The following is a 14,856-nucleotide window of genomic DNA, read 5'->3' as shown; positions in this document are numbered from 1 at the left end:
TTTTAAATTATTTTCAATTCATCATAAAAAAGGACTCTATATAGAGTCCTTTTTTATTGTGTTGATAAACGTCTCTTAGTGGGCCTCATCCCAGTTGTTGCCTTTACCGACTTCAACCAGTAACGGAACTGAAATTTCCAGTACCGATTGCATCACTTCAGCCAGTTTTGGTGTCAACTCATCTGCAATGTCAGCATCGACTTCAAACACCAATTCATCGTGGACTTGTAAAAGCATTTTGGCTTGATCTTTCGGTAGCATTTTATCCACTTCAATCATCGCCATTTTAATAATGTCTGCTGCACTACCTTGCAGTGGTGCATTAATTGCGGCACGTTCAGCCGCTTTACGGATCATCATGTTACGTGCATCAATTTCAGGTGTATATAAACGTCGGCCTAAAATAGTTTCCACAAAACCTTGTTCCAAAGCAACTTGGCGAGTGCGTTGCATATACTCATAAATACCAGGATAACGATGGAAATATTGTTTGATATAGTTTTGCGATTCTTCACGGGTAAAGCCCAGCTGACGAATCAAACCAAATTCCGACATGCCGTATAACAGACCAAAGTTGACCGCTTTAGCTTGGCGACGCTGATCGTGAGTCACCTGATCCAGTGGAATATTCAGGACTTCGGATGCGGTACGACGATGCACATCCTGACCATGACGGAAAGCATCGAGTAGGGCATCATCTTGAGAGAAATGTGCCATTAACCGCAATTCAATTTGTGAATAGTCGGCTGCCAATAACACACGACCTTCTGGTGCAATAAAGGCTTTACGAATTTGACGCCCAATTTCTTCACGTACTGGAATATTTTGCAGGTTTGGATCGGTCGAAGATAGACGACCAGTTGCAGTCAAAGCTTGGTGATAACTGGTGTGGACACGATGGCTATCATTGTTGGCTTGTTTTAATAAACCATCGGTATAGGTGCTTTTCAGCTTGGATAAACCACGATAATCCAAAATCAGCGCGCTAATGGGATGATCCAATTTTTCTAAAATACTTTCGCTGGTAGTGTATTGCCCTGTTGCGGTTTTTTTGCCACCTTTTAGGCCCAGTTTTTCAAACAAGATTTCACCGACTTGTTTGGGTGAGCTGACATTAAACGGCTGACCTGCCAGTTCGGTGATCTGATTTTCTAAATCTTGCATCGTTTTGGAAAAATCTTCACCCAATTGATCTAAGAACTGAAGATCGAGTTGGATGCCATTTTCTTCCATTGAGGTTAAGACACGTGCTACAGGCACTTCAATATTGTGCAAAATATTGATGAGTTCTGGATGCACTTTGAGTTTTTTATCTAGCACTTCATACAGACGGAAGGTGACATGGGCATCTTCGGCTGCATAGTGTGCGGCAGTCTCAATCTCAATTTGATTGAAGGTCTTTTGTTTCGCGCCTTTACCCGCCACTTCTTCATATGTTGTGGTAAGGTGGCTTAAATATAAACGTGCAACATCATCCATGCCGTGACGAGTAGCGACAGAATTCAGCACATAGGATGCCAGCATGGTGTCAAAATACCAACCTTGCAGCTCAATTCCATGATTGGCAAAAATATGTGCATCATATTTCAGGTGATGACCGATTTTTTTAATTTCAGGATTTTCTAAAATCGGTTTGATTTGGGTCAAAACGCTGCTACGGTCTAATTGCGCAGGTGCACTTTCATAATCATGTGCGAGTGGGATGTAGTAGGCATCTTGTGCATCAAATGCAATCGAGAAGCCCACCATTTCCGCAACACGATAATCCAGACTGGTGGTTTCGGTATCAATCGCAAACTTACTCGCATTCTGCATGCGTTGTAACAGTTTGTCCCATGCCTCGGCAGATAATACGGTATGGTAGTTGGCTTGACCAAGTTGATCATCAACACTGGTTAAGGTCGCTTGGTCTTCAGTTTCAATCGGAGCTGTTGCAGGGGCTTGTTGAAGGCTGGCATTGCTTTGTTTGTTATTGGTATTGTTTGGGTTGTTGGGATGATCTAAGGATTGTAATTGATTACGGAACTCTAGCTCAGTGTAGAGACGACGTAATTCATTCACATTTGGGTCTTGGATGGCAAGATCTTCGTAGCAAATTCCAATGTCCAAATCACAGACAATACTGGCAAGCTGATGGTCAATGGCGATGCCTTCGACATTGTCTTTAATGTTTTGACCGACTTTTCCCTTAATCTGGTCGACATTTTCCAAAATACCGCCAATTGAGCCGTATTCGGTGAGCAGTTTAGCGGCTGTTTTCGCACCTACACCAGGTACGCCCATAATGCCGTCAGAGGCATCGCCCATTAGTGTAAGATAATCAATAATTTGATTTGGCCAAACGCCAAACTTTTCAAAGACGCCATTCACGTCCATCGGCTTTTCTTTAAAGCTGTCTTCGAGTGTGACTTTTTCAGTGACGAGTTGCGCCATGTCTTTATCGCCAGTCGAAATGAGGACTTGTTGTCCTTTTGCTTCAGCGCGTTTTGCCAGTGTCCCGATGATGTCATCTGCTTCTGCACCTGGCAGCATATGTACTGGAATACCTAAGGCGCGAATCAGTGCGTGTAAGTAAGGAATTTGTTGTCCTAATTCATCAGGCATACTTGGACGATCACCTTTATAAATCGGTGAAAGCTCATGACGGAAAGTCGGTTCTGGTGTATCGAAAATGACAGCCATGTGTGTTGGTTGAGTGCGACGCATCAGTTTCTGAATCGCAGAAATTGCGCCACGTACAGCATTGGTATGCAACCCCGTAGAAGTTGTTAGAGGTGGGACCGCATGGAAGGCGCGAAATAAAAAATATGACCCATCGACCAATACAAATGGTGGCATGCTGCAAATCCTGATTATGAACTAGGGCTTATATTACGTGAAAAAGGTAAAGCTGTCTTATTTGTAATGTCATTATGCGCTAAGTAACATTCTAGTCCTCAGCCTCAAGTATATAAATTTGCAGTATTTTGTATGTGAAACTGCTTGTATGAAGGGTGATCAAGTAAGATAAACCTATTCAAGCTGCATAAGCATAAACCCATGTATAAAAACGACAAACAGGGAATGGTCCTGCTCTTAATCGCATTAACCGTATTGTTGGCTGTTGCAATCGTCATGCAATGGCAATCGACATTAGTTGCTGCTGCCCTTGGTTTAACTGTTGTGATTGTGCAGTCAATCTCGAATATTCATCAGCGTCTTGAGCAATTAGAACAACTCACTTCTCAGCCATTGATTCAATCTGCAGGAATCGGGACACAAAAGATTGTGATTTATGGTGCTGCCTTGGTGGCATTGTGGGCCTATGCCAATACGTGGATATGGTTGGTTGGTGGGGCATTGCTGGTTTTACTGCTGTGTTTGATTCAATTGATCAGTTCATTTCAGCGGCGATTGGCTTTGCTAGAGCAACCACAGCAACAACCTTCGGTTATGTCTAGAACCTCCACATTCGTGATGTCAGAGCAACCGCTTCCTCCTGCAATGCCAACATCAGGACAGTTGACCCTGACGCAACAACAGGATGTTACGGTTCAACAGCCGCAACAAACCTCAGTTGACTCAAATACAGCATCATCAGAATCGACTCGCACATGGTGGCAACCTGCTGTGGATTGGATGCAGCATGGTAATCCAATTTTAAGAGTTGCTGTTGCTCTACTTATGGTCGGTGTCGTGTTGTTGCTGCGTTTTGCTAGTGAACATTGGCAATTAAGTTTAGGAGTGAAACTGGGTTTTATTGCAGTTGCAGGTGCAGTGACTACATTAGCGGGTTATCTGCTACAACGTAAAAATACTTTGTTTGCCATAGCACTTCAGGGCTTAGGCTTGGCCGTCATCTTTCTGACGCTGATTTTTGCCCATCATTTTGAAGTGTTACAAAGTCTAATGACGGCCAGCGTTTTATTTGTGATGTTATTGGGAATGACTGTGGTGCTGAGTCTAAAGCAGCAAGCACTGTATTTAGCTATTCTTGCTTTGAGTATGGCCTATCTAGCACCTCTGCTTATTCCACACACTCATCCTGATGTGGTGTTTTTATTTGGGTATTATTTTGTGATTAATTTGGCTGTGGTCGTGGTCAATTATTTGCAGCCATGGAAAACACTACATCAGATCGCTTTTTTTGTGACGATGTTTATTGGCGGATCCGTGATTGGGATTTACGCGGAAGATTCGCAACTGAATACCCTTGATATCATTTTATGGCTGCATATTGCGCTATTTATTTGGCTCAGTATCCGTTATAGCCAGTTGATAGTGGCAGAGCAACAGCAACAACGAGAATTTGAAACCAGCTCAAATAAGAAAAAGCTTCAACCGATTTTAGATGTGGGACTTATTTTTAGTGTCCCTGTACTAGGGTTTTCCCTACATGCTTTTTTAATGCATGACTCAACCGTTGCTCTCACATCGGGAGCTGCTGCTTTGGCAGTAACGTATGGGCTGTTGAATTTTTGGATTAAGCGTCAGCATCCGCAATTGTCTATTCTGGCCAAAAGTTTCTTTATTCTCGCCGTCGTATTTACCGCGTTGATCTTTCCGTTGGCAAAAGGGGCACATTGGACCTCTACAGGTTGGGTGATTCAAGGTACTGCTTTAATTGTTTGGGGCATTACCGAGCGCTATCGTCTCAGTCGTTATGTGGGGGTGGCATTGGTGCTGCTCAGTACCATTGCATTGATGTACCAGATTTGGTCGAATGATGATTTCCCTATTTTAATCACGGTCATTTATGCTATTGCGCAGTTTATTTCGGCATTTTATTTATTGCATTATCCAGAAGTGGAAAAATATTTCAGCGCCCGTATTTTGAGTGGGATTTTCCTTGTTTCATGCATGTATGCAGGCGCTATCGCTGGTGTAGAACTGATGCACTGGCAGTCGTGGGCATTTGCTTGCTCAATAGCGATTGCTACGGCTTCACTGGCATGTTTTAGCATAGTCGTACAGTTGAAAACCAAATTGGAGTGGCAAAGTTTGCAGCTCACTTTGCTGGGGAGTTTATTGCTGTTGCTGTATGGTCTGACTGTATTTGAAGAGGTGTTTATAACGCAGCGATGGACCAGTCAAACTACGCAGTTCAGTTTTGCCATCAGCGCGGTAGTGTTAAGTTTGATGTTGATATTCATGCAGCGTTCATCAGTACGTGTTGCGAATCAGTGGTGGGCTGCAATGTTGTGTCTTGCACTTGCCAGTATCGGGCTTGCCATTTTCCCACAAATGCCAATTGTAGCTTTAGGTATTGTGCCAGTTTTATACGCGTTCTATGGATATTTCACAGCGAAGCGTGACTTTATTGATCAAATATCTGTATGGGGACTGGGGCTATTGTGGTTGCTGGTCTTAAATTTAGACTCGTATTCTGCCGTACATTACTATTTAGCTCCGTTATTGAACTTCACCGATTTACTGTCTTTGCTGATGTTTGCAGGCTTGTTAAGGATCATCTACCGACATAATTTTGAGACGCAGTCTACGCTAGAATGGGGCATTAAAATTAGTACGATTCTGATTGGGCTGTTAGTGTTCAGTAGTGTTGTGGTCCGAGCTATGCATCATTATCTGGCAACGCCGTTATGGGGAAGTGCAATTTGGCATGATGGTTCAGTACAACTCAGTTTGACCTTGTTATGGGTAGTTTTGGCTTTTGTATTAATGACTTTTTCGAGCCAACGTCATATTCGTCAAATCTGGTTTGTAGGCGCAGCCTTACTGGGAATTGTCGTTGTGAAGTTATTATTATTGGATCTCTCTCAAAGTGGTACCTTAACACGAGTGATTTCCTTTATTGGCTCAGGTGTGGTGATGTTGGTGATTGCCTATATTGCTCCATTACCTCCGAGCCTGAATGAACAAAAAAAAGAGCGATAATCCTATCGCTCTTTGGGCTCTCTTTTGAGTTCTTTCTCATGGGCATATTGATCAATCTCATCACGCGCTTTGGGACGAGGACGGTCAATAATCCCCATTTTAGGTACTGGAATCTCAATATGATTTTTTAAGAAATCATTACGCACACGTTCTTGCAGTTCATCTCGTGCTTTTAAGAAAAGTTCTTGTCGACACCAAACTGCAAATAAAATTTCGATGGTTGATTCGCGAAAGGCAGTTACTGTGACCTCAGGTTTTGGATCATCCAAAGCTAAGGGATAGCGAGCCGCAACATCGAGCAGCACTTCACGAACTTTAATGATATCTTCCTGAAAATTAATTGCTAAGGTAATTGGAATTCGCCGAATGGGAAATTTGGATAAATTCATCACGGGGGCACGAATCAATTGTTCATTGGGCAGACGGACATAAATATTATCTAAAGTCAGTAGTTTGACCGAAAGCAAATCAATTGAAATTACTTCACCTTCAATTACATGACCTCGAATCAAGGTAATTTGAATGGTGTCTCCCACTTCAAAGGAACCTTCACCAATGAGGAATAAACCACTAATTAAGTTACTGGCAGAAGTTTGTGAGGCGAAACCAAGCGCAACGGTAAAAATACCCGCTGCACCAATAAAGACACTGAGTTTAAAGCCTGCTTCTTTCAGGCTTGCCATTATAAACAGCACGAAAATAAAGTAAAAAATTCCGCGACGCCAAACCATACTTTGGTGGGCATTAAAGTTTTGCCCAATCGTTCGTATAAAGGTATTTGAGATCAGACGTGCAAAGATAAAACCAATCAGACACAGTACCAGTGCAACTAAAATCTCACTGATTCGTTCTAAATTAATATTGGTAAATATTTCCTTCAAACTGACTGCAACATCTTTAGGAATATTGGTCTCTGGCATATCAGTATCCTAAAAAAATGAGTCAAACATATTAAATAATGCACCACCTGGTGAGCGAGGTGCGTGTACATAAGTGACTTCACCCGCCAACGGTGGGGTGCGGTTTTCAATTTTAATTCGTGGCGGACGAGTCAAATCTTCATGGATGACTTTAATTTGTGAAGTCCATAAACGATTGGTACTTTCACTATAAAAAAGCGGTAGTGCTGAAACAGGAATATTCATTCGATCAAAACGGAGTTGCTGACCACTGGTATTGTGGAACTCAATTGGTGTAACTGCCCGAAATGGACTCGGTTTAAGTAAATTTAACTCCGTACGTCCATCTACTGAAGTAGCATAGCAAACTTCACCTGTGCGGCGGTCGGGACCAAACCATGTATCCTTCGGTTGCATCATTGGAAGGTCAAATAATGGTTCGCGTTGACTTTCAACAAAACCTGCAATCCAGAGTGGCGTACTAATGTAGAGGGTTCCGCGTTGCCCCGCAGGAATATAAATGGGGTCGACGGGTTTAATCACGACAGATCGATCTGCCAAACGTGGCATCAAATGAAATATTTCATGCGTTTGACGAAACATATAACGCTCAATTTTGATGGGATGTGGAAAGGCAAATTCAGGATCTCTAATAATATTCCATTGGCGTTCAGAATCTTTTTGATATTGTGGGCGATGATATTCTAGGCGCCATTCATTGATGCTCCGCGCCAGACGAAATAATAAAGAGCCAAACTGCCATGTTTTAGCTTGATTTAATTCGAATTTTTGTTCGCCCCACCATTTGAGGGAGGGGTGTTCAGCTTGATGATGCTCGAAATCGGATGATGCCAAAATAAAAAAATCCTCTAGTCAGTTCAGTCAAAAACAGACTTCACGCTGTCATAAGCTTAGAGTACACTCAAAAGCCTCTTTTTCATCATTATAATTTTGTGATGCAAATACTTAAACAAATACAAATTCCTTATAGTTTTGCCAAGCGACATGGCGTTTTACTTCGATATGATGGGGATCAGGTTTTTATTGTACGCCGTGAAAATACTGCATGGATTGCATTACAAGAAGCGCGTCGTTTACTCAATGTACCTGCATACTATGAAATATTAGATGACCAGCGTTTTAATGCCTTACTCAGTTCTAGTTATGCTGGAGATACAGGCGAGTCACAGCAAGTGGCTGCGGGGCTGGAAGATCACCCTGATTTACTCAGTTTAGCAGATCAAGTACCAGAAGCTGAAGATCTGATGGATCAAGAGGATGATGCGCCGATTGTGCGTTTAATTAATGCTTTGCTTTCAGAAGCAATTCGCGTTGGTGCATCTGATATTCATATTGAAGCCTTTGAAAAGAAGCTCTCGGTACGTTTACGAGTGGATGGTCAGTTACGCGAAATTGTACAACCTCGCCGTGAGTTGGCACCACTCTTGGTTTCGCGAATTAAAGTCATGGCGAAATTGGATATTGCTGAAAAACGGATTCCTCAGGATGGACGTATTTCATTGCGCCTAGCAGGGCGTGAAGTTGATGTGCGTGTTTCGACTTTGCCCTCATCACATGGCGAGCGTGTGGTAATGCGTTTGTTGGATAAGCAAGCAGGGCGTTTGAATATGACCCATTTGGGCTTGTTGAAACCTGACTATGAGCGTTTAACTCAATTGGTGCATCGTCCACATGGCATTATTTTGGTAACTGGACCGACGGGTTCAGGTAAGACCACGACCTTATATGCGGCCTTATCAGACCTAAATGACAATACTCGCAATATTTTGACTGCCGAAGATCCAATTGAGTATCAGTTGGAAGGGATTGGTCAGACGCAGGTGAATACCAAGGTAGATATGACCTTTGCGCGAGCGCTTAAGGCTATGCTGCGTCAAGACCCTGATGTGGTGATGGTTGGCGAAATCCGCGATTTAGAAACGGCCGAAATTGCAGTGCAAGCCTCCTTAACGGGGCATTTAGTCTTATCGACTCTACATACCAATACTGCAATTGGTGCGGTGACTCGATTAAAAGATATGGGGATTGAACCCTTCTTGCTTTCGAGTTCTTTAATTGGGGTGATTGCCCAGCGCTTAGTTCGTACACTTTGCCCACATTGTACCAAGTGGCATGAAGCTGACTTGTTTGAACAACAGATTTTTAAGCCGATTGTTTCTTCTATGGAAGGCTTAAAATTACCAGAACCACAAGGATGTGAGCAATGTTCACATACGGGTTTCAGTGGACGAACTGCAATTTATGAAATTGTACCTGTAGATGAATCTATGCGTCGTTTAATACATGGCAACGCGGCTGAATTTGAATTAGAAAGTTATGCACGGCAGCATGCAGGTTCTATTCGAGATGATGGTTTGAGAAAAGTTTTGGCAGGTAAAACGACTTTGGAAGAAGTTTTGCGTGTGACCAATGAAGCGGCTGAATAACTGAAAGTGATCAGGCTATTTCGTTAATTTTCTCTTTCGCTTTGGAAGAAAGGACTGCGAAAGAGAAATAAAGCAATACTTTTTAAAAAGTTTAAAAAGCATTGCTTTAAGGGGTAATTGGTCTAGTTGAAGTATTAGCCTTTAGCAATTGATAGTAATGATTTTGTGTTGCCAAAAAATGATGCAAGTAGCTATTAAACTTAACGTAAGAACAAATAGATTTTAATAATGAATAAACTTTTAATTTCCTTTTTTTTAATAAGTGGGGCATTTATTGCCCAGCACGTTTTTGCTGATACTGAATTGTTTAAGGTGTATAAGCAATGTCATGATGAGATGGAATTCCGTTGTGATGTAATAAGAGAGGTTAATGGTGAAAAAAATATAATTTATAAAGAAATGAAGTCACCTGTGATTAAGCGATTAAATGATGAGTATTATCACGTTAAAATTTCTTGTGGAAGTCCATGTCAGGGGCATGCTTTTATAGCAAGAAGCAAACAAAAGGATGATGCAACGTCTGAGTTTATTACAATTAATGCCAAAAATAATTGTTTAATTGAAACGGATTCAGCGCGCAATAAGATCATTGCACGTCAATTAAATTCGAAGAAAAGCTATACTTTGATTAGCACTAAAAATCATATTTTTCAAAATGTTCCTATTTTTGATATCGCTCAATATACCGTGTTTCAAGGTTCTTCTTATTTTGATCAAAATGGTAATTTAATTTTGGTGGCAGATGAAATCGATGATCAAAAGAAATTTAAAAAGATATTTCCAAATCCTTGTAAGTTATGAAGTCTCTATCCCGAAGTGATGACTTCGGGATAGAACGTGTGACTTAAACAATCACATTTAATGTCACATCAATATTGCCACGTGTTGCATTTGAGTAAGGGCAAACAATATGTGCTGCATCTACTAATTTTTGGGCCTCAGCTTGCTCTAAGCCTTCTAAATGAATATTTAAAGTCACTTGAATACCAAAGCCTGTTGGAATTGGACCAATACCGACATCACCTTCGATATAAACGTCAGGCGTAATTTTTAAATGATCACGGTTAGCAACGAATTTCATTGCACCAAGAAAACAGGCTGAATAACCTGCAGCGAATAACTGTTCGGGGTTTGTTCCACCACCTGCACCACCCATTTCTTTTGGGAGAGCAAGTTTGACATCTAAAATACCATCAGATGAGATTGCGCGACCATCACGTCCACCTGTGGCTTTGGCATGTGCGGTATAAACTACTTGTTCTAGAGACATTTTATTCACCTGTATTTATGTCGAATGCAAATATATCGTACACGATTTAATTTGCAGTGCAAGTATTAAACAACGAAATTTACATATAGCTACACTCAATTTTTTAGATCAATTCTGTTTTGTGAAGATTCGTCAAAAATGCCGGTGTGATACAGATGGGGGGAATATCTTAAAGCTATGTCAATTAATGAATTGAATACAGGGTTTTTCTACTCTAATTATTGAAATTCATTAGGAAATAATAGCCTTTTAACCGAACTGAACCAATCGGCGATGTTGCATTAAGGGCATCGACTCACGAATTTGTTGTTGTTCTTGTAAGTCAAAAGGAACGGTAATGAGTTGTGTTCTTTCAGTTGTAATCAGGTCCAGCACTTGTCCGCGACTATTGGTGGCAGCAGTATGCCCCCAAGTTTGACGTTTTTCACCATGCCAACCTTGTTGAGCAGCCCCGAGCACTTGGCATTGACTGTCCATGGCACGTGCTTGTAAAAGTAATTGCCAGTGCATTTGACCAGTGGTGTAAGTAAAGGCAGATGGGGCAGTTAAAATATTGGCACCACGCGCACGTAAATGTAAAGCCAATTCAGGGAAACGTAGGTCATAGCAGACCATCATCCCAATGTTGCCAAAAGGAGTCTGTGCAACAACAATATCTGTGCCTGGTTCAAAAAACTTGGATTCTTGGTAGCCACCTACAGCATCGCCGACTTGTACATCAAACAAATGAATTTTGTCATAACGAGCCTCAGTTCGTTCAGGGCTAATACACAAACTTACTGTGCGCACACGACTATCTTCAATCACAGAACCATCTGGACGGAAGGGGCAAGGTAAAGTCCCAGCAATCAGCCAAATTTGATACTGGTGAGCTAAGGCTTCGAGTCGTTTTTGAATGCTTTCAAACTGTTCTGCTGTTTCTCGTTGTTTGCCAGCAGCGAAACATACGAAATTTTCTGGAAATACGACCAAGGAAGAACCCTGTGCTTTACTCTGTTGAATCAATGATTCAATGACCTTGAAGTTTTCTTCAATGTCATTTTGGGAATTCATTTGAGCAACAGAAAGTAAAGACATGAGTTTATCCTTGTAGCAAGTACATTAAGCGTTTTGTTGATGAGACGCTTGTTCCAAGTTATCTTGTTCTTTTTGGAGTTGTTTGACCAGTGGTTCAAACATATTTTGATTATTTTCATTCAATTTCATTAAGGTTTTGTGTGCATCAAGTACAGTTGTCAACATACTTGAATTTGTCACGTGTTCTTCCATTAACTCACGTGTGCATACGCTTGGATCACCGCAGTAATTCAAGATCACAAAAACCTGACCTAAGCCCATACTGTTGGCTAAAGTCGTAATATCTGGATTAGTAGATAACATGACAGCCTGAATGTTGTGTACTTGTTTTAGCTTCAAACCAAGTTTGGCTAAAATACCTAACACTGTACTATCGATGAATGTAGTTTGGGTTAAATCTACGATTGCCCCAACGACATTCGACTGTTGTTCAATACGGTTTAAAAGTTTGTCTAGACTGATACAAGATTGGGCTCGCACTTCGCCAATAAGCTTAAAAATATGCGTTCCGTCCAAACTTGCATATTCAACATGACCTGTTGACATATAAATGCCATTTGCAGAGAAGGATTGTAAAATTATCACATAGGGCAAGTATAGACTCAAGTATTCTTGAGTCGTAGATACCTATTAAAATGTTTAAATTATTGAAAATTAAACTAATTCATTCTGCATAAACTTAAGATGGCAATATCATCCGCCACGTGTTCAGGTGCTTGGAATGATTGATTTTGCAAATGGAAGACCAATTGTTCGAATTGTTCGTTCAATCCACCATCAAATGGTTCAAGGGCGCCATCAGAACAAATAATGAAACGAGAGTGTTTATTTAATACACATTCAAATTCTTCTACTTCTAAATCTTCAGTTAAACCAAGTGGAAAACTGCTGGTATTTAAAATTTTAGGTGGATGATTGGGTTCAAACATAATTGCTGGGGGGTAATGTCCTGCACTCGACCATTTCAATACATGGGTTTCTAAATTGAGCGTGCCCGCAATCATGGTGATGTGTTTTTCAATATTTTCTTGTACCAACATCCCATTCAGCTTCTTAATCAGCTCTCTTGGGGTTTTCGAACGACCATGAAAAGCGGCCATCCACGAGGTAAGTAAGCTACTGGTAACCCCATGGCCAGAAACGTCGGCTAAATAGAAAATTATTTCTTTGTCGCTGAGTTTCCAATAATCGTACCAATCACCAGAAAGATAAGCTGAGGGTTGAAAAAGTGTTTCAATTCGATAGTTCGTTAATTCAATAGGATTAGGAAGTAGACGTTTTTGTAGTTCGGCTGCAGAGGGAAGGTCACGACTATCTTGATTACGCTTGTACTGGGCATCAATTTTTAATAATGAATGTTCTGGATTCGCAGGTAAGCGATTCCAGATCCACCCTGCAAGCGCACCGAGTTCCCAAGCTTGGGCTAAAGCTGTACCTTCATTTTCAAAAGCCATCACTATAGTAGGTAAATTCCACTGATGGATAAGATAATCTTGTACATCGGCAATCGCAATAATCGTAGGATCATACAAGTCAATATCATCTATTTGAATCATTTGTACGCTTGGAAGAGTATTAATGACTTGATCTAAATAAGGAATATTGCGCGTTGGTTGAATGAAATACATATATATATTGTATGATCCTTTAGCTGTACTCGTTAGATGTACTATATCAATCAAGTAATTGCTAGAAAAAATAATGCTTTTCAGTGCAAATAAGTTTTACAAATTATTCAGAAGGCTTTGATGTATCTTCATCTGGGGTGTCGTCAATACCATCATCCGATTCTTCATCCACAAACGAAATATTATCGGCATCAAGGCCCTGCTTTTGTGCAATCTCAAAATTCTTACGTTGTAAGTAAATATCTCGAATGGCGGCATAGCGGTCACCTTGGAGCACATCTTCTACATCCAGAATTTGTGCACGAGTATCAATTCCACGTAAGAGTTGATCTGACCAATAAATACCATCGTTATTGTCAAACATATACTTTTGCGGTCGTGCTTGACCATCGACAAAGAAACCGATGCCATCTCGGAAAGTACTCGGGCCAACAATAGGTAAAACTAAATATGGACCAGATGGTACGCTGTAATAACCAAGCGTCGTACCGAAGCCTTCTTCCTCCATATCTAAACCTAAACGTCGAGCAGGGTCTGCAAAACCTAAAGTTGTTACGGTGTTAATAGTAAAACGCCCTAAAGATTTCGCAGCACGTGATGGACGCCCTTGTACCAATTGATTGACGGCATTCCAAGGTTCATTCAAGTTTTTACGAAATGAACGATAAGCACCTCGGACACTATCAGGCACTTTAGTTTTATATTGTACCGCTACTGGTCGAGCAAAATTTCGGTCTAAGAAATCATTAAACGCAAACGTTTCACGATTTAATGCTTCTAGAGGATCTTTGATGCTATCGGGTTGAGCTGCATTTGCATTCACTTTCAAATCATTTGCTTTTACATTTTTGAGTTCTTTTAATGACTCAAGTCTAGAAACTTGAGTAGTCGATGATGCATCAGGTGCAACTTCATTTATAGGAGTGTCACTTGAAGCTGTAACAGATAGATCATCTTTTGCTTGAACCGTAGAGGCAAGACTAACAGCTAAAAGTGTTGCACATAAATAATAGTGAGTATGTTGCATAATAGATCCGAGACAGCTCTTAATGTCGTAAATAACTTAAGAAGTCTAAAATAATTAAAGTATAGAGCGTATTGTAACAGTTGTTTTCTTCAGAGTATTAAAACAAATTTGATCAAAATATGTAATAAAAAGGATTTTTTGCTGCTTAAATAGCCAAGTAAACCATTTTTTTTAAATAATTTGAGGATAGGGGTTGTGTTGGGTAGGAAATGCTGTAGAATGCACATCCATCGGCGGTGATGCAGATAAAAACTTGTTGATTAACAAGGATTTAGCTTAGTAGTTAAATTTTTAGATTGATTTAATGAGTTTTAAAAATATCGAAATTACCTGTTGACTTTGATTTAGATTAGAGTAACATAGCCGACCTAGCTTGATGATGACGAATCATCGAGAAGATCATTAAGAGATTATGAAGAACAACTTGTGTGGATTTTTACTGATTGATTGATCGAAATTATTTTCATTGATTGATGGTAGAAATTACTCGAAGTTTATTTGAGAAATTAATGTCAGAAAATTGATGAGCCAGATTTGGTATTTAGAATAAAGCACTATTGATTTTAAACTGAAGAGTTTGATCATGGCTCAGATTGAACGCTGGCGGCAGGCTTAACACATGCAAGTCGAGCGG

Annotated in this window: 11 protein-coding genes and 1 rRNA gene; 4 read left to right on the top strand and 8 right to left on the bottom strand. The window is 40.6% G+C overall.

The genetic code is table 11. The features are described 5' to 3' along the window. Positions 1-75: 75 nt before the first annotated feature. Positions 76-2,838, bottom strand: a complete 2,763-nt coding sequence (gene polA / locus I593_RS03095) for a DNA polymerase I (protein WP_016166109.1) — start codon at positions 2,836-2,838, stop codon at positions 76-78. Positions 2,839-3,039: 201 nt separating this feature from the next. Between polA and I593_RS03090 the strand changes: the two genes are divergently transcribed. Continuing rightward, the gene (locus tag I593_RS03090; protein ID WP_016166108.1) at positions 3,040-5,874 is read left to right on the top strand and encodes a DUF2339 domain-containing protein; all 2,835 of its coding nucleotides are present in this window, start codon (positions 3,040-3,042) and stop codon (positions 5,872-5,874) included. Between the two features lie 2 nt (positions 5,875-5,876). Here the strand turns inward: I593_RS03090 and I593_RS03085 are convergent, their stop codons facing one another. Together I593_RS03085 and I593_RS03080 are read right to left on the bottom strand one after the other, a co-directional pair. Beyond that, positions 5,877-6,794 carry a mechanosensitive ion channel family protein gene (locus I593_RS03085; protein ID WP_016166107.1) on the bottom strand — a complete coding sequence of 306 codons (918 nt, stop codon included), beginning with the start codon at positions 6,792-6,794 and terminating at the stop codon, positions 5,877-5,879. Between the two features lie 9 nt (positions 6,795-6,803). Continuing rightward, on the bottom strand, positions 6,804-7,628 hold the full coding sequence (locus I593_RS03080; RefSeq protein ID WP_016166106.1) for a hypothetical protein: 825 nt from the start codon (positions 7,626-7,628) through the stop codon (positions 6,804-6,806). Positions 7,629-7,729: 101 nt separating this feature from the next. Here I593_RS03080 and gspE point away from each other — a divergent pair, with 101 nt between their 5' ends. Together gspE and I593_RS03070 are read left to right on the top strand one after the other, a co-directional pair. Beyond that, positions 7,730-9,220, top strand: a complete 1,491-nt coding sequence (gspE, locus tag I593_RS03075) for a type II secretion system ATPase GspE (RefSeq protein ID WP_016166105.1) — start codon at positions 7,730-7,732, stop codon at positions 9,218-9,220. Positions 9,221-9,448: 228 nt separating this feature from the next. Continuing rightward, positions 9,449-10,021: a hypothetical protein gene (locus I593_RS03070; RefSeq protein ID WP_016166104.1), complete on the top strand. Its 573-nt coding sequence runs from the start codon at positions 9,449-9,451 to the stop codon at positions 10,019-10,021. Between the two features lie 43 nt (positions 10,022-10,064). On the opposite strand, the gene I593_RS03065 is transcribed toward I593_RS03070, so the two are convergent. The 5 genes from I593_RS03065 to I593_RS03045 all read right to left on the bottom strand — a co-directional run bounded on the left by I593_RS03065 (position 10,065) and on the right by I593_RS03045 (position 14,222). After that, the gene (locus I593_RS03065) at positions 10,065-10,490 is read right to left on the bottom strand and encodes an organic hydroperoxide resistance protein (RefSeq protein ID WP_016166103.1); all 426 of its coding nucleotides are present in this window, start codon (positions 10,488-10,490) and stop codon (positions 10,065-10,067) included. A 249-nt stretch (positions 10,491-10,739) separates the two neighbouring features. Further along, positions 10,740-11,567 (bottom strand): carbon-nitrogen hydrolase family protein, encoded by an 828-nt coding sequence (locus I593_RS03060; protein WP_016166102.1) that lies wholly within the window; start codon positions 11,565-11,567, stop codon positions 10,740-10,742. A gap of 24 nt (positions 11,568-11,591) precedes the next feature. Continuing rightward, positions 11,592-12,113, bottom strand: a complete 522-nt coding sequence (gene gigB, locus I593_RS03055) for an anti-anti-sigma factor GigB (protein WP_026441029.1) — start codon at positions 12,111-12,113, stop codon at positions 11,592-11,594. Positions 12,114-12,226: 113 nt separating this feature from the next. Next, the gene (gene gigA, locus I593_RS03050; protein ID WP_016166100.1) at positions 12,227-13,195 is read right to left on the bottom strand and encodes an RsbU family protein phosphatase GigA; all 969 of its coding nucleotides are present in this window, start codon (positions 13,193-13,195) and stop codon (positions 12,227-12,229) included. 103 nt (positions 13,196-13,298) lie between these two features. Then, positions 13,299-14,222, bottom strand: coding sequence for an MlaA family lipoprotein (locus I593_RS03045; RefSeq protein ID WP_016166099.1), 924 nt, complete (start codon positions 14,220-14,222; stop codon positions 13,299-13,301). 565 nt (positions 14,223-14,787) lie between these two features. Between I593_RS03045 and I593_RS03040 the strand changes: the two genes are divergently transcribed. Further along, a 16S ribosomal RNA gene (locus I593_RS03040) occupies positions 14,788-14,856 on the top strand; the annotation flags it as partial.

This window comes from Acinetobacter tandoii DSM 14970 = CIP 107469 (assembly GCF_000400735.1).
In the GTDB taxonomy this organism is placed as follows: domain Bacteria; phylum Pseudomonadota; class Gammaproteobacteria; order Pseudomonadales; family Moraxellaceae; genus Acinetobacter; species Acinetobacter tandoii.
The sequence above is the reverse complement of the archived record's forward strand: the minus strand, read 5'-3'. Positions and strand labels throughout refer to the sequence as shown.